At 67.2% G+C, this 18,919-nt stretch carries 14 protein-coding genes; 5 read left to right on the plus strand and 9 right to left on the minus strand.

Annotated elements, in window-relative coordinates; genetic code table 11:
- Positions 1-29 precede the first annotated feature (29 nt).
- The 4 genes from NIBR502772_RS18820 to NIBR502772_RS18835 form a co-directional block, all read right to left on the minus strand.
- Positions 30-1,553: an aldehyde dehydrogenase family protein gene (locus tag NIBR502772_RS18820; protein ID WP_141141304.1), complete on the minus strand. Its 1,524-nt coding sequence runs from the start codon at positions 1,551-1,553 to the stop codon at positions 30-32.
- Between the two features lie 126 nt (positions 1,554-1,679).
- Entirely contained in the window at positions 1,680-3,068 is a 1,389-nt protein-coding gene (locus NIBR502772_RS18825) for a helix-turn-helix domain-containing protein (protein ID WP_141141305.1), read from the minus strand.
- A 142-nt stretch (positions 3,069-3,210) separates the two neighbouring features.
- The gene (locus NIBR502772_RS18830) at positions 3,211-4,665 is read right to left on the minus strand and encodes an FAD-dependent oxidoreductase (RefSeq protein WP_141141306.1); all 1,455 of its coding nucleotides are present in this window, start codon (positions 4,663-4,665) and stop codon (positions 3,211-3,213) included.
- A gap of 80 nt (positions 4,666-4,745) precedes the next feature.
- Positions 4,746-5,741, minus strand: coding sequence for a DNA topoisomerase IB (locus NIBR502772_RS18835; protein ID WP_141141307.1), 996 nt, complete (start codon positions 5,739-5,741; stop codon positions 4,746-4,748).
- Positions 5,742-5,876: 135 nt separating this feature from the next.
- Here NIBR502772_RS18835 and rarD point away from each other — a divergent pair, with 135 nt between their 5' ends.
- A complete protein-coding gene (rarD, locus tag NIBR502772_RS18840) occupies positions 5,877-6,821 on the plus strand; it encodes an EamA family transporter RarD (RefSeq protein ID WP_246848586.1) in 945 nt (314 codons plus the stop codon).
- Positions 6,822-6,925: 104 nt separating this feature from the next.
- On the opposite strand, the gene gabT is transcribed toward rarD, so the two are convergent.
- Entirely contained in the window at positions 6,926-8,296 is a 1,371-nt protein-coding gene (gene gabT / locus NIBR502772_RS18845) for a 4-aminobutyrate--2-oxoglutarate transaminase (RefSeq protein WP_141141309.1), read from the minus strand.
- 76 nt (positions 8,297-8,372) lie between these two features.
- Entirely contained in the window at positions 8,373-9,803 is a 1,431-nt protein-coding gene (locus tag NIBR502772_RS18850; protein WP_141141310.1) for a gamma-aminobutyraldehyde dehydrogenase, read from the minus strand.
- Positions 9,804-9,960: 157 nt separating this feature from the next.
- Here NIBR502772_RS18850 and NIBR502772_RS18855 point away from each other — a divergent pair, with 157 nt between their 5' ends.
- Positions 9,961-11,397 (plus strand): PucR family transcriptional regulator, encoded by a 1,437-nt coding sequence (locus NIBR502772_RS18855; protein ID WP_141141311.1) that lies wholly within the window; start codon positions 9,961-9,963, stop codon positions 11,395-11,397.
- Between the two features lie 10 nt (positions 11,398-11,407).
- On the opposite strand, the gene NIBR502772_RS18860 is transcribed toward NIBR502772_RS18855, so the two are convergent.
- A complete protein-coding gene (locus tag NIBR502772_RS18860) occupies positions 11,408-13,093 on the minus strand; it encodes a CYTH and CHAD domain-containing protein (protein WP_141141312.1) in 1,686 nt (561 codons plus the stop codon).
- 166 nt (positions 13,094-13,259) lie between these two features.
- Here NIBR502772_RS18860 and NIBR502772_RS18865 point away from each other — a divergent pair, with 166 nt between their 5' ends.
- The 3 genes from NIBR502772_RS18865 (at position 13,260) to NIBR502772_RS18875 (ending at position 16,514) form a co-directional block, all read left to right on the plus strand.
- The gene (locus NIBR502772_RS18865) at positions 13,260-14,483 is read left to right on the plus strand and encodes an MFS transporter (RefSeq protein ID WP_141141313.1); all 1,224 of its coding nucleotides are present in this window, start codon (positions 13,260-13,262) and stop codon (positions 14,481-14,483) included.
- Positions 14,484-14,489: 6 nt separating this feature from the next.
- Positions 14,490-15,170 carry a FadR/GntR family transcriptional regulator gene (locus NIBR502772_RS18870; protein ID WP_141141314.1) on the plus strand — a complete coding sequence of 227 codons (681 nt, stop codon included), beginning with the start codon at positions 14,490-14,492 and terminating at the stop codon, positions 15,168-15,170.
- 159 nt (positions 15,171-15,329) lie between these two features.
- Complete coding sequence (locus tag NIBR502772_RS18875; protein ID WP_141141315.1) at positions 15,330-16,514, plus strand: AI-2E family transporter; 1,185 nt, start codon at positions 15,330-15,332, stop codon at positions 16,512-16,514.
- Between the two features lie 179 nt (positions 16,515-16,693).
- On the opposite strand, the gene NIBR502772_RS18880 is transcribed toward NIBR502772_RS18875, so the two are convergent.
- Complete coding sequence (locus NIBR502772_RS18880; RefSeq protein ID WP_141141316.1) at positions 16,694-17,230, minus strand: hypothetical protein; 537 nt, start codon at positions 17,228-17,230, stop codon at positions 16,694-16,696.
- 210 nt (positions 17,231-17,440) lie between these two features.
- Positions 17,441-18,907, minus strand: coding sequence for an FAD-dependent oxidoreductase (locus NIBR502772_RS18885; RefSeq protein ID WP_141141317.1), 1,467 nt, complete (start codon positions 18,905-18,907; stop codon positions 17,441-17,443).
- Positions 18,908-18,919 lie beyond the last annotated feature (12 nt).

Raw genomic sequence — 18,919 nt, forward strand, 5'->3', positions numbered from 1 at the left:
GATCCGTCCCCGCCCGGGCTAAGGGCGGCTTAGAAGAAGCCGAGCTTGTTCTCGTTGTAGCTGACCAGGAGGTTCTTGGTCTGCTGGTAGTGGTCCAGCATCATGGAGTGGTTTTCACGTCCGATGCCAGAGGACTTGTACCCGCCGAAGGCAGCGCCGGCCGGGTAGGCGTGGTAGTTGTTGACCCAGACGCGGCCGGCCTGGATCTCGCGGCCCGCACGGTAGGCGACGTTGCCGTTCCGCGACCAGACGCCGGCGCCAAGCCCGTAGAGGGTGTCGTTGGCGATGCCCATGGCGTCGTTGTAGTCGCTGAAGCGGGTCACGGAAACAACAGGGCCGAAGATCTCCTCCTGGAAGATCCGCATCTTGTTGTGGCCTTCGAAGATGGTCGGCTGGACGTAGTAGCCGCCGGCCAGGTCGCCGGGCATTTCGGCCCGGGCACCGCCGGTGAGCACCTTGGCGCCTTCCTGCTTGCCGATGTCGATGTAGGAGAGGATCTTTTCCAGTTGGTCATTGGAGGCCTGGGCGCCAAGCTGGGTGTTGGTGTCCAGCGGGTTTCCCTGGATGATTTTCTCCACCCGGGCCACGGCGTCGGCCATGAAGGAATCGTAGATGTCCTCCTGGACCAGGGCGCGGGACGGGCAAGTGCAGACTTCACCCTGGTTGAAGGCGAAGAGCGCGAAGCCCTCCTGCGCCTTGTCGTAGAACGCGTCGTTGGTGTCCGCGACGTCGTTGAAGAAGATGTTCGGGCTCTTGCCGCCGAGTTCCAAGGTGACCGGAATCAGGTTCTGGCTGGCGTACTGGCTGATCAGGCGTCCCGTGGAGGTTTCGCCGGTGAAGGCGATCTTGCGGATACGGGGGCTGGAAGCGAGCGGCTTGCCGGCCTCGACCCCGAAGCCGTTGACCACGTTGAGGACACCGGCCGGCAGGAGATCGCCGATAAGTTCCATCAGGACAAGAATGGACGACGGCGTCTGCTCTGCGGGCTTGAGGACCACGGCGTTGCCGGCCGCGAGGGCCGGGGCAAGCTTCCAGACGGCCATCAGGATGGGGAAGTTCCAGGGGATGATCTGGCCGACGACGCCGAGCGGCTCGTGGTAGTGGTAGGCGGTGGTGTCGTCGTCGAGCTGGGAGAGCCGGCCTTCCTGGGCGCGGACGGCCGAGGCGAAGTAGCGGAAGTGGTCCGCGGCGAGCGGGATGTCCGCGTTGAGGGTTTCGCGGATGGGCTTGCCGTTGTCCCAGGATTCGGCGACGGCGAGCATCTCGAGGTTCTCGTCGATGCGGTCGGCGATCTTGTTCAGGATGGCGGCGCGCTCGGCGACGGAGGTCTTGCCCCAGGACGGTGCGATCTTGTGGGCGGCGTCCAGGGCCAGCTCGATGTCTTCCGCGGTGCCGCGGGCCACTTCACAGAAGACCTTGCCGGTGACGGGTGTGATGTTCTCGAAGTACTGGCCCTTGACGGGGGCAACCCACTCGCCGCCGATCCAGTTCTCGTAGCGGTCCTTGAACGTGACCTTCGAACCCTCGGTACCGGGCTGTGCGTAAACAGTCATTGCTAGCTCCTTTGCTGTGCATGAAAGGTGGGCGCCTGATGATGGCGGCCGCCGTTGGTTTCAGCGTAGGAGTGTGAAGGTTGCAGTCAGGTTGCGCGGCTGTGATCCAGCTCACGGCCCTGGTGGTCAGGCGCTCAGTTCCGCTTCCAGCCGCTCAAGATCGGCGACGACGGCGGCCCGCTTGGGCGAGCGCGCCGGCAGCAGCTTCAGGGCGACGGTCCGGACGTCGACGTCGTCCCTCGCCTCCGGCAGGGCCGCGTACTTGAGCAGCGTCTCGGCACTGCCGTCCGTCAGGACCGCTTCGCGCATGAGCGAGGAGACCCTGTCGCGGAGGTCGATGATGCCCGGCGCTTCGGAGCGTGGCAGCACCGCGCCGCGGTAGATTTCCAGCGCAATGCGGTGGGCGCCGCGCTGCAGGCAGTTCAGCACCTGACCGCTGTCCGGGACCAGGTCCATGGTGAGTTTGTATGGCCTGGATTCGGGGACGGCGGCCGGGTTGAGCTGCTGGAGGATCTTGCGCAGCCGGACCATTTCCGCGCGGAGCGTCATGGTGGGGCCGTCGCCCGGGTAGAGCAGGACACTGAGCTCCTCGGCGCTCAGCCCGTCCGGGTGGGTGCTGAGCAGGGCGAGGATTTCACTGTGCCGGGCGGACAGCGCCACCGTTTTGCCTTCGATGCTGAGCAATGCCTGGTCGCGGCCCAGAAGCTGCAGGCTGTTGCGGTACAGGCTGCCTTCCTTGGCGCCGCCCGCTCCCCCGGCCCGCGCCGAATCCGATCTGGCCGCCGAACTGGCGTTCCGCCGTCGGGCCGGCCGGCTGGCAAGGGTGGCCGCCAGCTGCAGCCGCTCAACACGGAGCTGCGCCTGCGCGGCAGCGACGGTTGCCTCGACGAGCGACAGCGTGTGGGGCGCCACGGCACTGGCTTTGCCCGTGATGTCCACAACGCCCAGCAGCGCACCGGAATCCGGGTCGTGGAACGGGACGGCGGTGCAGCTCCACGCGTGCACGGACCGCTGGTAATGCTCCGCCCCGGAAATCTGGATGCCGCGGCCCAGGGCCAGGGCAGTGCCGGGAGCGCTGGTGCCCACGGTGGCCTCTGACCAGTCGGCGCCCGGCACGAACATCATGCCTTCGGCACGGCGCTGCAGGGCCGGATCGCCTTCCACCCAGAGCAGCCGGCCCACTTCGTCACCCACGGCAACGAGCAAGCCGCTGTCGTGGCTCGGCTGGACCAGGAGTTTGTGGATCACGGGCATGATGCTGGCCAGGGGGTGCTGCCGCCGGTATTCCTCGAGCTCGTCGGTGTCCAGGGCAAGGGGCGCTTCGGGGTTGTCCGGGTTGGCTTTCAACTTGGCGGACCGCTGCCAGGATTCCCGGATCAGCCTGCGCAGGCCGGGGATTTCCGGTGTGCCCGGAAACGCATGGGCGTCGAGCTGCTCATGGGCGGCCAGGGCATGACGCTGGGCAAGTGCAATTGCTTCGCCGCCGGACGTCGGCGGCAGGATCAGGTTCCTCATCGAACTCCCATCGGTCCTGCAAGTCTACGGCCGCCGGCGCGAAGCCTCCAGCGCCAGCCCCTCTTGCGCGAACGGACACTTGAGGCCCCTCTGGCTGGGGCCTCAAGTGTCCGTGCGCGCTGCCTGGGTGGGTGACGCTGGGTCAGGCGCGGGAGATGTTGATCATTTCCTCGCGCGGGACGACTTTGATGCGTTCACGCACGACGGCGGCGGTCCCGTCGGCGCCTGTCTCGCCTTCCGTCCACGCGGCGCCGAGGGCTGCTTCGTGCGCGTCCAGCTTGATCCAGCCCTCCCAGGTGGTGAACTCGATGCCGCGCTCCGTCAGGAGGTCGATGATGGCCTGCGGGTCCGGGTTCTGGGCGGGTGGCAGGGTGAGCCTGTCCTCCAGCAGGAAGCCGATGGTCTCCAGGGCGTCGCCCTTGGTGTGCCCGATCAGGCCGACCGGCCCGCGCTTGATCCAGCCGGTGGCGTAGATTCCGGGGACGGGGTTGCCGTCGGCGTCGAGCACGCGGCCGCCCTCGTTGGGGATCACTCCGCGTTTGGCGTTGTACTCCAGCTCGTCCAGTGGCGAACCGTGGTAGCCGATGGCGCGGTACACGGCCTGGACGGGGTAGTCCACAAACTCGCCCGTGCCTTTGACGTTGCCAGTGCCATCCAGCTCCATCCGCTCAAACTTGATGCCGGCCACCCGGCCGGACCCGCCGTCGTCGGGGTCCTGGTAGATCTCCACCGGGCTGTGCAGGAAGTGCAGGTGCAGGCGGCGGGAGGACGGCTCTTCCGCTTCGGCGTGCTCCTCCACGAGCCAGTTGGTCAGCGTGTTCACCATGGTTTTGATCTGGTTGTTGCTGCGGATGGCGTCATCGGAGGCTTCGTCGAACTCGAAGTCCTCCGGGTACAGGACAATGTCCACGTCCTTCATGTGGCTCAGCTCGCGCAGTTCCAGCGGCGTGAATTTGACCTGTGCCGGGCCGCGGCGGCCGAAGACGTGGACGTCCGTGACCGGGGAGTTCTTCAGGCCCTGGTAGACGTTGTCCGGGATTTCGGTGGTGAGGAGTTCATCGGGGTGCTTGACCAGCATCCGGGCCACGTCCAGCGCCACGTTGCCGTTGCCGATCACGGCGATTTCCTTGGCATCCAGCGGCCAGTCGCGGGGAACGTCCGGGTGGCCGTCGTACCAGGACACAAAGTCGGCGCCGCCGAACGAACCCTGCAGCTCGATGCCGGGGATGTCCAGGTCCGCGTCCTTGATGGCGCCGGTGGAGAAGATCACGGCGTCGTAGAAGGCGCGGAAGTCATGGAGGGTGAGGTCGCGGCCGTACGTGACGTTGCCCAGGAAGCGGATGTCGCCCCGGTCCAGGACCTTGTGCAGGGCGTTCACGATGCCCTTGATGCGCGGGTGGTCGGGGGCCACGCCGTAGCGGATCAGGCCGTACGGGGCGGGGTAAGCCTCAAAAAGGTCGATACTGACCTCAAAATCGCCGTCCTTGACGCCGTTGGACTTGGTCAGGATATCCGCCGCGTAAACACCCGCCGGTCCCGCACCCACAATGGCAACGCGGAGTGGACGTTTGGAGGTGGTTTCGGCTGGGTTGGACACCGGGAGCCCTTCTGGAAGGAGGATATCGCGCCGGAGGCGCTTAGTGCAGTGCACAGCGCAGTTGCGCACAATGTCCCATTCTAAATGTGTTGCAGCGGCACTACCTCGCTTTCCCGGTACAGCAGCGCCCGCAGCTCGGCTTCCGCGGAGTCCAGGCGTTTGGGGTCGATGGTCTCCCCCGCGGCAAAGTGGTCCAGCAGCCGGGGGTCAACATAGCTCTTCCGGGCGATCGACGGCGTGTTCCCCAGCACCGCGGCAGCCTCCAGCATGGCCACGCTGATGGCGCCCTTCCGCGCCGTAACGGTCGGTTGCGGGCCGCTGCGTGCCAGGCTGACGGCGGCGGCTACCGTCCCGTGCAGGGTCCGGAAGTCCTTGGCGGTGAAGTCCAGGCCCGTCCGCTCCTTGACGTAGGCATTGATGTCCGCGCTGGTGACCGGTCGCCAGGTCCGGCCCTCCTTGAACGCCAGCAGCCTGGCATTTCCACCGCGGCGCTTGAGCATCCGCACCAGGGCGGAGAGGTCGGCGTCGTGGATTTCCGACTCCCAGTCCTTCCCGCTCTTGGCCGGGAACCTCAGCTCCAGGCACTCGTTGCGGACGTGGACATGCGCACACAGGAGCGTGGCCAGGCCGCGGCTGCCGTTCTCGTTGGTGTACCGCTCGGACCCCACCCGCAGGGACCCGCTGTCCAGCATCCGGAAGGCCGCCGCCAGGACACGTTCGCGGCTGGGGCCGTCGCTGCGCAGGTCCAGGGTGACCAGCCGGCGGGCGGTGGGCAGCGACTCGGCCAGCTGCAGGGCGCGGTCGAACTTCACGCGGTCTTTCCGCTCCCGCCAGGCGGGGTGGTAGATGTACTGCCGCCGGCCCACCGCATCGAGGCCTGTCGCCTGGATGTGCCCGTTGTCGAACGGCGCAATCCAGACGTCGGTCCAGGCCGGCGGGATGCCGATGCTTTCCAGCCGTTCCCGGACAGGCCCCTGCTGCAGTACGGAGCCGTCCAGGTCCCGGTAGCTGAAGCCCGTCCCGGCGGGCACGCGACGGTAGCCGCGGCCGTTGGTGTTGCTGCGGCGGAGCCTCACGGGACGGCAACCTGCGGGGTCATCGGTTCCATGAAGGAAAGCGTACTGACTTTCGACTGGAATACGCGTCCATCAACTGGTGTTATTGGTTAGGTGTCTACTCCCCCTGAAACCGACTCTTTACCCAAGACCGCTGTGACCGCGCCAGCAGGTCCCAAGGCAGTAGACAAGGAGACGACGGCGGGAGTCCTGTTCGGTTTCGGCGCGTACGGGCTGTGGGGGCTGCTCCCCCTGTACTTCTTTGCGCTGATGCCCGCCGGTGCGGTGGAGATAGTGGCCAACCGCGTGGTGTGGTCGCTGCTCTTCTGCGTCCTCCTGATCACGGTCACCCGGTCCTGGCGTGCGCTGGCAGCAGCCTTCCGCGACCGTTCTGTGTTCGGCACCCTCGCCATCGCGGCCGCACTCATTGCCGTGAACTGGCTGACCTATACCTACGGCGTCACCACCGGCCAGGCCGTCGAAGCCGCCCTGGGCTACTTCATCAACCCCCTGGTCTCGGTCCTCCTGGGTGTGTTCGTCCTGAAGGAGAAGCTGCGCCCCCTCCAGTGGGCCGCCGTCGGAATCGGTTTTGTAGCGGTGGGCGTGCTCACGGTGAGCTACGGCAAACTGCCCTGGATCGCCCTGACGCTGGCCGTCAGCTTTGGCCTGTACGGGTTCGTGAAGAAGCGCGTTGGCCCGAAGGTGGACGCGGTGACCAGCCTCAGCGTGGAAACCATTGTGCTTGCCCCTGTCGCCGCGGCCACCATGGTGTTCCTCGGCGTCAGCGGCTCGGCCACCCTGGCCAGCCAGGGCCCCGGGCACTTCTGGCTCCTGGTGGCGTCCGGCGTGATCACCGCGGTGCCGCTGCTGTTCTTCGGTGCGTCGGCCCGCCGGCTGCCCATGACCACCATCGGGCTGCTGCAGTATGTTGCCCCGCTCCTGCAGTTCATCGTGGCGCTGGTGGTGTTCCAGGAAGCCATGACCACCAGCCGCTGGATCGGCTTCGGTGTGGTGTGGCTGGCCCTGCTGGTGCTGACCGTCGACATGCTCCGGATGGCAGGCAAGAACTCAAGGGCCAGGAAGCGGGCCCGCGCCTCATAGTACGAGCGCGAAAGAACACTTGAAGCCCCGGAAACGTGAGTTTCCAGGGCCTCAAGTGTTCGTTCGCGCCGTTGCGAGGGGGCGCTAACTCTGTGGGGTGGGTCCTAGGCGTTGGCCTTGATGGCCGCGGCCAGGACGTCCAGGCCGTCGTTCAGCAGGTCGTCGGTGATGACCAGCGGGGGCAGCAGGCGGATGACGTTGCCGTAGGTGCCGCAGGTGAGGATGATGACACCCTCCTTGAGGCAGGCAGCGGCCACAGCCTTGGTCAGCTCCGGGTTGGGCTCCTTGGAACCGGCCTGGACCAGTTCCACGGCCAGCATCGCGCCGCGGCCGCGGATGTCGCCGATCACGGACTTCCCGGCGCCGGCCAGTTCGGCCTGCAGTTCCTGCAGGCGTCCCGTGGCGAGCTGCTCAATGTGGCGGGCGCGCCCCGCGAGGTCGTACTCCTCCATGGACCCGATCGCGGCCAATGCGGCAGCGCACGCCACCGGGTTGCCGCCGTAGGTGCCGCCCAGTCCGCCCGGGTGGACGGCGTCGAGCAGGTCAGCACGGCCGGTGATCGCGGAGAGCGGCATGCCGCCCGCGATGCCCTTGGCCATGGTGATGATGTCCGGGACAACGTCCTCGTGGTTGACGGCGAACCATTCGCCGGTGCGGCAGAAGCCGGACTGGACCTCGTCGGCGATGAACACCACGCCGTTGGCCTTGGCCCAGGCGGCCAGCGCGGGGAGGAAGCCCTCGGCGGGGACGATGAAGCCGCCCTCGCCCTGGATGGGTTCGATGATGATCGCGGCAACCTGGTCGCCGCCGATCTGCTTCTCGATCATGGTGATGGCGCGCTTGGCGGCCTCGGCACCGGTGATCGAGGGGTTCTCCTCGCGGTACGGGTAGCTCATAGGCATGCGGTAGACCTCGGGCGCGAACGGGCCGAAGTTGGTCTTGTACGGCATGGCCTTCGCGGTCAGCGCCATGGTCAGGTTGGTGCGGCCGTGGTACGCGTGGTCAAAGGCGACGACGGCGTCACGCCCGGTGGCGAGGCGGGCCACCTTGACGGCGTTCTCCACTGCCTCGGCGCCGGAGTTGAACAGCACGGTCCGCTTCTCGTGGTCGCCCGGGGTCAGGCGGTTGAGCTGCTCGGCAAGTGCCACGTAGCTTTCGTACGGGGTGACCATAAAGCAGGTGTGCGTGAAGTGCTCCACGGCTTCCTTCACGGCCCCGACGACGGCGGGATCGGACGCGCCGACGCTGGTCACCGCGATGCCCGAGCCGAGGTCGATGAAGGAGTTGCCGTCGACGTCGTGGATGATGCCGCCGTCGGCGTCCGCAACGTAGACGGGAACGGCGGACGCGACGCCCGCGGCGACCACTGCCTTGCGGCGCTCGGTCAGGGCGATGGACTTGGGGCCCGGGAAGTCGGCCTGGACACGGCGCTTCTGTTCCAGGCGGAAGGTGATTTCACTTGCTGTGGTGCTCATGGGGGTTTCCTTTCAGGGCCCGGTGATCGAGCCTGTCGAGATCCAGGGTTTCGACAAGCTCAACCACCGGAAGTAATTAGGCGTCGAGTGCGCTCATGACGTGCTTGATGCGCGTGTAGTCCTCGACCCCGTACATGGAGAGGTCCTTGCCGTAGCCGGACTGCTTGAAGCCGCCGTGCGGCATTTCGGCCGTCAGGAGGATGTGCGTGTTGATCCACACCGCGCCGAAGTCCAGGTCGCGGCTCATCCGCATGGCCGTGCCGTGGTCGGACGTCCAGACGCTGGAGGCGAGGGCGTATTCGACGTCGTTCGCCAGCTCGAGTGCCTCCGCCTCGGAGGAGAACTTCTGCACCGTGATGACCGGGCCGAAGGTTTCCTGCTGGACGATGTCGTCCGTCTGCTTGGCGCCGGTGACGATGGTGGGTTCGAAGAAGAAGCCCTTGTCCCCGGCGCGGTGGCCGCCCGTGACAATTTTGCAGTTTTCCGGCAGGTGCTCCACCACGGAGGTGACGGCGTTGAAGTGGTTCACGTTGTTCAGCGGGCCGAAGTAGTTGTCTTCGTCGTTCTGCGAGCCGGTGTGCAGGGTCTTGGTGTGTTCCACCATCGCTGCCACGACGTCGTCGTGGACCGAATCCTCCACCAGCACCCGGGTGATGGCGGTGCAGTCCTGGCCGGCGTTGAAGAACGCGAACTCGGCGATGGCCGCGGCGCTCTTCTTGATGTCGGCGTCCTTGAACACGATGGCCGGGGCCTTGCCTCCGAGCTCCAGGTGGGCGCGCTTGAGGCCCTTCGCGGCTCCGGAGGCCACGGCGATGCCGGCGCGGACCGAGCCCGTGATGGAGACCAGGCCGGGGACCCGGTGTTCCACCATCATGGCTCCGGTTTCGCCGGTTCCCAGCACCACGTTCAGCACGCCGGCAGGCAGGATGTCGCCGGCCAGGCGGGCCAGCACCAGGGTGGATTCGGGGGTGGTGTCGGAGGGCTTGAGGACCACGGTGTTGCCGGCCGCGAGCGCAGGGCCGATCTTCCAGATGGCCATCAGGAACGGGTAGTTCCAGGGGGCAACCTGGGCCACCACACCGATGGGTTCGCGGCGCACGTAGGAGGTGTGGCCTTCGAAGTACTCGCCCGCGGACTTGCCTTCCAGGATGCGCGCGGCACCGGCGAAGAAGCGGAGCTGGTCGGCGCCGGCGGCAATTTCCTCGGAGGCAATCAGGGAGCGGACCTGACCGGTGTTGCGGTGCTGGGCTTCCACAAGTTCGTCGCTGTGGGCTTCAACGGCGTCCGCAAGCTTGAGCAGCATCAGCTGGCGCTGCCCGGGGGTGACGTGCTTCCAGGTCTTGAAAGCGTCCTTGGCCGCGGTCATGGCGGCGTCGACGTCGGCCTGGATGGAGACGGGAGACTGCGCCACTACCTCGCCGTTAGTGGGATTAACGATGTCCAGCAGGGCGGTGCCCGCGGGCGTGACGAACTCACCATTGATGAAGTTCTGCAAGGTATGAACCACGGTGTACAACCTCTTTCATAGGGAACATCAGCTGCGAAGCGGATGGTTGCGACTGCCTTGAGCCTATGCCAGCACCTTCCCCCCGGGGAATAGCCACTTGCACACCCTTGGCCGCAATGTTTAGTGCGGTTGACCAGCGTCCGTCTATCCTTGTTCCATGGCCATTTCCCTCGCCACCCTGCTCGGCGTGCACTCCCTCCATCTGTCCAATGCAGGCCTTGCCGAGACCACCTGGCACGAGGACATCAACTGGGTTGCCGTCACGGAGCTGGAGGACCCGCAGCGTTTCCTCAGCGGCGGCGAACTGGTGCTCACCACGGGCATGCGCCTGCGGTCCGCGCCCGAGCAGCGGCGCTTCGTCCGGCAGGTCCAGCGCGCCGGAGCCGTGGGCATCGGGTTCGGGACAGGACTGACGCACGACGCCGTCCCGCCGGCCCTGATTGCCGAGGCCAACCGCTGGGGGCTGCCGATCGTCCAGGTGCCTTACGAGACTCCGTTCATTGCCATCGGCAAGCTGGTGGCGGAAGCGCAGGCCGCTGATCATGTCGCCAAGCTGGAGCGCCTGATCGCGGGCCACCAGATCCTGGCCCGCGCCCTCCTCACCGGCGGTGGCCTCACCCAGCTCCTGAAGCATCTGGGCGGGATGCTGCGGACTGAGATTGCCCTCACCCAGTTCACCGCCCACCTGTACAACAGCGGCGCCGAGCTCCCCTCCGCTGACACGTGGGCCTCCTACCCCATCCCCACCGGCCGCCGCGATGCCTGCACGCTGTGGGTCCGCCAGCCGATCGAGGATTCGGGCATCATCGGCTACGCCCAGAACCTGATCAGCGTGGAGCTGAACAACATGGTCAAGCAGCGCCAGGCCCAGCGCGCCCTATGCGGCCAGGTGCTGGAGGACGTCATCCACGGCGCCCTGGAGACCAGCGAGGCCCAGCGCCGGCTCGCCGGCGTGGGCCTGAACAGCACACGCAAGAACGTGGTGCTGCTGGCGGTGTCCGCCGCCCATCACAAGGCACTGGTGAGCACCTCGGTGCCGCAGCCGCTGGAGAAGGCGGTGGCCGCCGTCGTCGGGAAGGACCTGGTGGTGGTGATTAACGACGACGGCGGCGCGGCACCTGCGCTGGCCAGGCGCCTCAGCGATCACCTGGCTGAGGCCGGGATCCACGCGACGATCGGGATCGGCGGCGCGTACACCAAGCCGAACGGCCTGCGCTGGAGCTACTTCGAGGCCCGCGATGCGGCCAGCCACGGCCTGCCGGTGAACGAGCCGGAACGGCTGAGCCTGACCTCCCTGCTGCTGGCCAGCGAAGACGTTCCCCTGGCCGACATGGCCCACGAGTCGCTGAACCCGCTGCGCGCGTTCGACGCCGCCCACGGTGCGGAACTGGTGACCACACTGGAAAGCTACCTGAACAACAACGGTTCCGTGGCCGCCGTCGCCGAAGCCCTGACACTGCACCGGAACACCGTGCGGTACCGGCTGGCCCAGATCACCGAGCTGACCGGCTACGATCCTTCGGTCACGGCGGACCGCGTGCAGCTGTGGCTGGCGCTCGCCGTGTCGCGGCTCGGAGCGCGGCAGGCCAGGTAGGCCGGCTGCCCTAAATGACCTTCCCCCGGAGGACCTTGCGGGACTTCTTGCGTTCCTTCAGGTACTCAGCTTCGGCCTCGGCCGCGAGCTGCACCTGCCGCGTATGGAGCGTGACGTAGGCCGACGCGACGGCCTCGGGCAGGTCCGGCGCCGCCGCCAGGTTGGCCAGCAGGTCCCGGGCCACCACGCTGTCGTGGAAATCGCCGAGGATCTGCTGCTGGCTGCGCGCGGCCTTGGCGATTTTCGTGGCGTGCTTCCCGTGGACCGGCTCCACGGATTCCGCCACGTGTCGCAGCCGCTTGGCGTCCTTGCGCACCTGGTGCAGCGCTGTCTCGTGCTCGGCTCCCCTGCGTGTCCGCTTGGCTGTCCTGGCTGCGCGCTCCAGCCTCTTGGCTGCCTTGGCCACCAGCTTGACCGCCGCCTTGCGGGCCGGGGCTGCGGCGCCCGGGCGGACCGGCGGGTTGTCAAGGAAGGCCTCGACGCCGTCCAGGAGTTGGAAATAGCGCGCGGAAACCATCGCCATCTGGAGTTTCCGGTGGGCTGCGTCCCGGCCCACTCCCAGGTCATCCTCCAGCCGGTCCTTCACCGCCGAAGCCAGTTCCGGGGGCAGCTCCGCCATATGCCCGCGCAGGCGGTCCAGTATGACTTCAGCGTCCCGCGGCACGCCCAGCACGCGGCCAAGCCATTTGAGCTCCGTACCGAGGTGCCGCACAGCCAGGGCATTGTAGAACCGCCGGTAGGCTTGCAGCGCCGAACGGGCCCGGCGGGTGGCCGACCGCAGGTCGTGCACAGCCTCGGGTTCCTCCAGGCGGACGCCGGGATCATGCGCCAGGATCTCGCTGATCTGCCCGGCCAGGTAGGCGTTCAGGAGGTCCGACACAGGCCCCTTTTTGCCAGGACTCTTCGGGCCAGGACTCTTTGGGCCGGGACTCTTCGGGCCCGGACTCTTCGGGCCGGCAGCGGCACCGGACTCCTTGGCAGGCAGGGCCAGGACTTTTGCCAACTTGGAGCCGTGCTTGGCCGGGAGCGCCCCGGCGGCCGCCAGGATTTCCTCAGCGCCCGGGAACAGTTCAGGACTCCCGTGCACCAGCTCGAGCTCCCATTCACGCCACTGCCGCGTCCGGGCCTCCCCCTCGGGCGCTGCCGTCTCCCCCACCGCGGCGTCCGCGCCACCCGCGCCACCCGCGCCACCCGCAGCGCCGAGCAGCTCTGCGCTCACGTGGTCGTCCGCCAGGTCCGCCAGGTGGACACCGTCCTCGCCATATAACGCATAGGCGGTCCGCTGGGTTTTCAGCCGGACCACCGGGGCGGCGTCCTCGCCGCGGAGGTAGGCCAGCACGTGCGCCAACAGGCTGTCAGGAACGACGCCGGGCTGGCCCAGCGGGGCGTGCAGCTCGCGGCGCCGCCGGGGTTCCGAGCCGGAGCCGCCGGCTGCGTCGCCAGACTCCTCGTCGGATCCGGGGCCCTGGGCGGGCAGCTTCAGGTGCCAGCCGGCGTCGACTCCGCCGGTGCGGCGGCGAAGCGTGATGTCACGGGAGGCGAGCGTGTGACTTCGCGTGTCGAAGTACACCGCCTCCAGGGTTTCCACGTGAGGCTCCCCCACCCGGGTGACCCCGGGGATCTCCGCGAGCGAAGGCACTTCGGCGTCCTGACCGACGTCGTACTTCTTTTCGACCTCAACTGCCTGCGAAGCCATGACTGGCCGTCCTTCCACGTTGATGGGCGCCAGATCCTGCGGGGCGAGTTCCCTTGAGCCCGGGGCTGAACTCTGGTGGCCCGAGTCTATGCCCGCAACATTAACGGCCGCGAGAGGTTCACCACAGAACCCTAGACATCAAACGTCAAACGTCTAACCTTAAGACATGACTGTTGCCCCTGCAGATGCCCAGACGCTGTCCGACGCGCCGCCCAAACCGCGCTCCGCCGTCGTCTTCGGAGTCATCGCGCTGGTGCTGATTGGGCTGAACCTGCGGGCGGGGATTGCGGGCGCGTCTGCCCTCCTCCATGATTTTCAGCAGGTCCTGGGCTACGGACCGCTGGTGGCGGCGATCATTCCGTCCATCCCGACGCTCTGTTTTGCGGTGGCGGGCTCGGCGACGTCGTGGCTGACCGGACGGCTCGGCGTCGAGAAGGCCATCCTGCTGGCACTTGGATTCCTGGCCGGCGGGCTGCTGCTCCGCGGGATCCCGGCAACCGGCATGCTGGTGGCGGGCACCGTGGTGGGGATGTCCGGCCTGGCGGTCTGCAACGTGGCCATGCCGTCGTTCATCCGCGAGCATTTTGCCCACCGGACGTCCGCGATGACGGCGCTCTACACCGTCACCATGACCACCGGCGCCACCGTCACCGCGGTCGCCGTGGTCCCGCTGGCCCTGACGCTCGGCTCGCCGTCCGCCGCGGTTGGCGCGATCGGATTCCTGGCGGTGGCTGCTTTCCTGGGCTTCCTGCCTGTCGTTCTGCATGCGCACCGCACCAGCGTCCGGAGCACGGCACCCCGCATCGCCCCGTGGCCACTGCTGCGTACCCGGAAGGGCCAGCTGCTTACCGCCATTTTTGCCCTCCAGGCGCTGCTCGCCTACTCACTGATCAGCTGGTTCCCGTCCATGCTGATCAGCATGGGCCTCAGCTCAGCGGACAGCGGCCTGATGTACGGGCTGATGCAGCTGGTCTCCGTGCCTGCCGGCATGGTGCTGCTCGCCATCGGCTCGCGGCCCCGGATGCTCCGGCCGGCGCTGTATCTGGTCAGCATCACCATGGTGGCCGGCCTGGCGTCACTGCTGGTTGTGCCGGTGGGCCTGGCCATCATTCCCACCGTCCTGCTCGGCTTCGGCCTGGGCATTTTCCCGCTGGTGATGGTGATGATAAGCCGGAGCGGGACAAGCACCGCCGAGACCACGGCCCTGTCCACCCTGGCACAGTCCACCGGCTATCTGCTGGCCACGGCGGGCCCCTTCGGCGCCGGTCTGCTGTTCAGCGGCACCGGCGGCTGGTCGCTTCCAGTGGCACTCCTGCTGGGCCTTGCCGTGGCCCAAGTGGTGGTGGCCCACCTGATTTCACGCGCCCCCTTGTCCGGCCTGAAGAAGTAGGACGCCATGACCCTGAGCACCTCGCACCGCCAGCCCCTCGCCGACGAGGTCACCGCCAAACTCCGGCAGATGATCCACTCCGGCGAGTGGCCCCTTGACCAGCGCATCCCCGCCGAGCCGGAACTGATGCAGGGCCTGGGCGTCTCGCGCGGCACGTTGCGCGAGGCCATCAGGGCCCTGGCCCACAGCGGGATGCTGGAGGTCCGCCGGGGCGACGGCACCTACGTCCGCGCCACCAGCGAGATGTCCGGCGCCGCCCGGCGTATGTACCAGGACCACTCGGACGAACACATCCTCGAGGTCCGGATGGGCCTGGACACCCAGGCCGCGCGCCTGGCCGCCCGGAATGCAACGGCCGACGACGTCGCCGCCCTGCGTGCCGTGCTCGCCACCCGGGAGGTCGCCTGGAACGCCGGGGACTTCGAGGGTTGGGCCCGTGCCGACTGGGACTTCCACGCCCGCGTTGCCCAGGCCACCGGGAACCCGCTGCTGCACGAGCTCTATGTCAGTTTCGGCGACGTGTTCCACCAGGACCTGCTCAAGCAGCAACGCAAGGGCCGGCTGGACGGCCTCACGTACGAGGGCCACGGCGCACTGGTGGACGCGATCGAGGCCCACGACGCCGACGCCGCGGTGGCCAGCGTCAACCAGAACCTGAACACCTGCGCGGAGTGGCTGCGGGCGTAGGTCCAGTTCCTGCGTGGTGGCCCAACCTACTTCCAGGGGCGCGCAGAGGTGGGGTTTCTCCGCAGGCCAGCCACATCAGTAGGCTTACTACCTGACGCAGGTAGTTACGCCCCGGGTGCCGCCCGCATCCTGGATGCCCGCCGATGACCAGGAGTTTCCATGTCACGAGCAACCCACCAGGCCCCGAACGAAGAGACCCCGGGTGAAGTGACGCCGGGTGAAGTGACGCCAGCGAAGCCGCGGGAGCGGAAGCCGCCCGGCGCGCTGTGGGCCGATGGATTCGGAAGAGTGGGGATCCGCTCGGCCCAGGTCCTGCTGATCCTGGCAGTGGCCGTGGCCTCTGTGTACGCCCTGATGCAGATCAAGCTTCTGGTCATTCCGGTCCTGATCGCCCTGATCCTTGCCGCGGCCATCGGCCCGTTCGTCAACGTGCTCCGCCGCCGCGGCCTGCCGGGCGCCGCGGCCACAGGACTGGCGTTTGTGGCGCTCCTGCTCCTGCTGGCAGGCGTCGGGACGGTCATCTACTTCTCCGTCCGGAGCCAGTGGGCCGAGCTGGCGCAGCAAGCCTCCTCGGGGCTGGACGAGCTGGAGCAGTTCCTGCTCACCGGTCCGGTTCCGATCGACCAGGACCAGCTGAACCAGGCCCGGGAGGGGATTATCCAGTTTGCCACCAGCAGCCAGGTCCGCTCGGGTGCCATCACCGGGCTGTCCGTGGTGACGGAGTTCCTGGCCGGGAGCGCACTGATGGTGGTCATCCTGTTCTTCTTCCTCAAGGACGGCGCGAAAATCTGGAACTTCTTCCTGCGTCCCTTCAGCGGGCAGCGGGAAGCAAAACTCCGCCGGGTGGGCAGCCGCACGCTCGAAGTCCTGGGCGGCTACGTCCGCGGCACCGCCATCGTGGCCCTGGTGGATGCCGTGGCCATCGGCGCCGCGCTCCTGATCCTCCAGGTTCCGCTGGCGTTCCCGCTGGCCATCATCATCTTCATGACCGCTTTCATCCCGCTGGTGGGAGCCACGGTGGCCGGCATCCTCGCGGCCCTGGTGGCCCTCGTGGCCAACGGTCCGGTGGTGGCGCTGATCGTGGTAGCCGTGGTGATCGCCGTGAACCAGTTGGAAGGCGACCTGCTGCAGCCGATCGTGATGGGCAAGTCACTCCAGCTTCACGCCCTGGTGATCCTGATGGCGCTGACTGCCGGCACCATCCTGGCGGGCATCATCGGCGCGGTCCTGTCCGTCCCCATGGCGGCCGTAATCTGGGCTGTCATTCAGGTGTGGACCGCTGAGGATCCGAACCTTGAGGACATGAATCCGGACCTCCCGCCGCCCGCCAGCCAGCCGGCCTGAGCCGGATTTTCAAAATCGACGCGCCTATTCCCTGACGCGCTGGAAATATCGAGTGCGCCAAGAAACCTGCGCGTCGCGAACGGCTTTGCGCGTCGCAACAACAGCGCCCGACGACGGTCCGGCACCTGGGTGCCGAACCGCCGTCGGGCGTTGCCGCGTCCTAGTACTGCCGCTACCGCTTAGGGGCGGAGGCCCTGGAATACGTTCTTGGGCCGCTGCATCTCGCCGTGCTTGGCGCCGAGGATAATCACGGCCGCGGCGAACGCCGGAACGGCCCATTGCAGCAACTTGAGCTGCTCCTGTGCTGACTTCAACTCGTCCGAGGCTCCCGGCCTGGGTTCGGTGGCGCCCTCGCTGCCCTGGTCCGCGAGCTTCTCCACCTTCTTGCCAAGGATGCCGGCGTAGAGCGTCACGGCGGCACCGGCAACCGTGACCGCCGTCTTGATCGCCGTGTCGCGGGCAACTCCGTCCTGCTTGGCGATGCGTCCCTTGTTCTCCCAGGCGATGGCGAGGTCAGCCACCAAGTGGGAGGCGAATGCCGCCGTCTGGATCGGAGCCCACTTCATCCAGCCTGCGCTCGAAAGACGGGTGCGTTCCGTCGGATCCTTGGCCTCCGCCGTCGCCCCGTTCAGACCGATGGCTCCCATCAGCGCGCCGCCGAACCATGCCGCAGCGCTCAGATCGTGAATGGACCGGGCAAAAAGATTTCCTGCCATGTTGTGGCTCCCTAACGTCGAACTTGCTTCCGAGATGCCATGGTAAGCACACTTAGTAATATTGCGAAAGCCCGACGTTCAGCTGGGCTGCGCGTAATAGTCGCCCTGCGTAGCCAGGCCAGGACGTTAAAGCAACGCGGGGTCACTTCCTGCCCAATAAACCGTGATTATTGGGCAGGAAGTGACCCCGCGTTGGGTCCGGGGCGCCGGTTAGACGTTCGCGGCTACGCCGTCGCGGGAGATGGCCACCATGTCCTCGCGCGGCACCACCTTGATGCGCTCCCGCTTGACCTCTACACCATGCGATCCGCCGGCCTCCGTGGCAGCGGCGCCGAGGGCGAGTTCGTGGGCGTCCAGTGCCAGCCAGCCTTCCCAGCTGGTGAACTTCACGCCGCGGGCGTCGAGGAGTTCGACGACGGCATCCGCCTCGGGAACAGCGGCGACCGGAAGGTTTTCGCGGTCCTCCAGCAGGTACGTCACGGTCTCAAGGGCGTCGCCCTTGGTGTGGCCGATCAGGCCGACCGGTCCGCGCTTGATCCAGCCGGTGGCGTAGATGCCCGGCACTTGGGTGCCGGCGGCATCCAGGACGCGGCCGCCGTCGTTCGGTACCACGCCCTTCTTGTGGTCGAACTCGATCTCCGGCAGCGCCGAACCGAAGTAGCCGATCGAGCGGTAGACGGCCTGGACCGGGTAGTCCACGAACTCGCCGGTGCCGCGCGCGTTGCCGGTGCCGTCCAGCTCGGTGCGCTCGAACTTCATGCCGGCAACCTTGCCCGGCGTCACGGCGTCGTCGTAAATTTCCACCGGGCTGTGCAGGAAGTGCAGGTGCAGGCGGCGGGATGCCGTCAGCTCGGAGAGGTCCTCGGGCTGCTCGGCGATCCAGTTGGTGAGGGTGCCCACCATGGTCTTGACCTGGTTGTTGCTCTGGATCAGGCGGTCCGATTCCTCGTCGAACTCGAAGTCCTCGGCGTACAGGATGATGTCCACGTCCTTGGAGTGGGACAGCTCGCGGAGCTCCAGCGGCGTGAACTTGACCTGGGCCGGGCCGCGGCGGCCGAAGACATGCACGTCCGTGACCGGCGAGTTCTTCAGGCCGGCGTAGACGTTGTCCGGGATTTCAGAGACCAGCAGGTCGTCGGCGTGCTTGGAGAGCATGCGGGCCACGTCCAGGGCCACGTTGCCGTTGCCGATCACGGCGATTTCCTTGGCGTCCAGCGGCCATTCGCGGGCTACGTCGGGGTGGCCGTCGTACCAGGAGACGAAGTCCGCGCCGCCGTAGGAGCCGTCCAGCTCGATGCCCGGGATGTTCAGGTCCGCGTCCTTGATGGCGCCGGTGGCGAAGATGACGGCGTCATAGTGCGTGCGGAGGTCCTCGATGGAGATGTCCGTGCCGTAATCCACGTTGCCGAAGAAGCGGATGTCGCCGCGGTCCAGGACCTTGTGCAGGGCGTTGACGATGCCCTTGATGCGCGGGTGGTCCGGGGCCACGCCGTAGCGGATCAGGCCGTAGGGTGCCGGGTAGCGGTCAAAGAGGTCGATGCTCACGGTCAGCTCGCCGCTCTTGACGGCTTCGCTCTTGGTGAGGATGTCCGCGGCGTAGACGCCGGCCGGGCCGGAGCCTACAACGGCAACGCGCAGCGGACGCTCGGCAGATCCTACGGAGGTGCTTGATGACACGGCTGTGTTCCT

The organism is Pseudarthrobacter sp. NIBRBAC000502772, from assembly GCF_006517235.1.
Lineage (GTDB): Bacteria > Actinomycetota > Actinomycetes > Actinomycetales > Micrococcaceae > Arthrobacter.

What these genes read in the sequence shown, in the direction of transcription:
- NIBR502772_RS18855 (WP_141141311.1), top strand. Translation starts at nt 9,961, where the DNA reads ATGGCCATTTCCCTCGCCACCCTGCTCGGCGTGCACTCCCTCCATCTG.
- NIBR502772_RS18860 (WP_141141312.1), bottom strand. Translation starts at nt 13,093, where the DNA reads ATGGCTTCGCAGGCAGTTGAGGTCGAAAAGAAGTACGACGTCGGTCAG.
- NIBR502772_RS18875 (WP_141141315.1), top strand. Translation starts at nt 15,330, where the DNA reads ATGTCACGAGCAACCCACCAGGCCCCGAACGAAGAGACCCCGGGTGAA.
- gabT (WP_141141309.1), bottom strand. Translation starts at nt 8,296, where the DNA reads ATGAGCACCACAGCAAGTGAAATCACCTTCCGCCTGGAACAGAAGCGC.
- NIBR502772_RS18825 (WP_141141305.1), bottom strand. Translation starts at nt 3,068, where the DNA reads ATGAGGAACCTGATCCTGCCGCCGACGTCCGGCGGCGAAGCAATTGCA.
- NIBR502772_RS18865 (WP_141141313.1), top strand. Translation starts at nt 13,260, where the DNA reads ATGACTGTTGCCCCTGCAGATGCCCAGACGCTGTCCGACGCGCCGCCC.
- NIBR502772_RS18870 (WP_141141314.1), top strand. Translation starts at nt 14,490, where the DNA reads ATGACCCTGAGCACCTCGCACCGCCAGCCCCTCGCCGACGAGGTCACC.
- NIBR502772_RS18820 (WP_141141304.1), bottom strand. Translation starts at nt 1,553, where the DNA reads ATGACTGTTTACGCACAGCCCGGTACCGAGGGTTCGAAGGTCACGTTC.
- NIBR502772_RS18880 (WP_141141316.1), bottom strand. Translation starts at nt 17,230, where the DNA reads ATGGCAGGAAATCTTTTTGCCCGGTCCATTCACGATCTGAGCGCTGCG.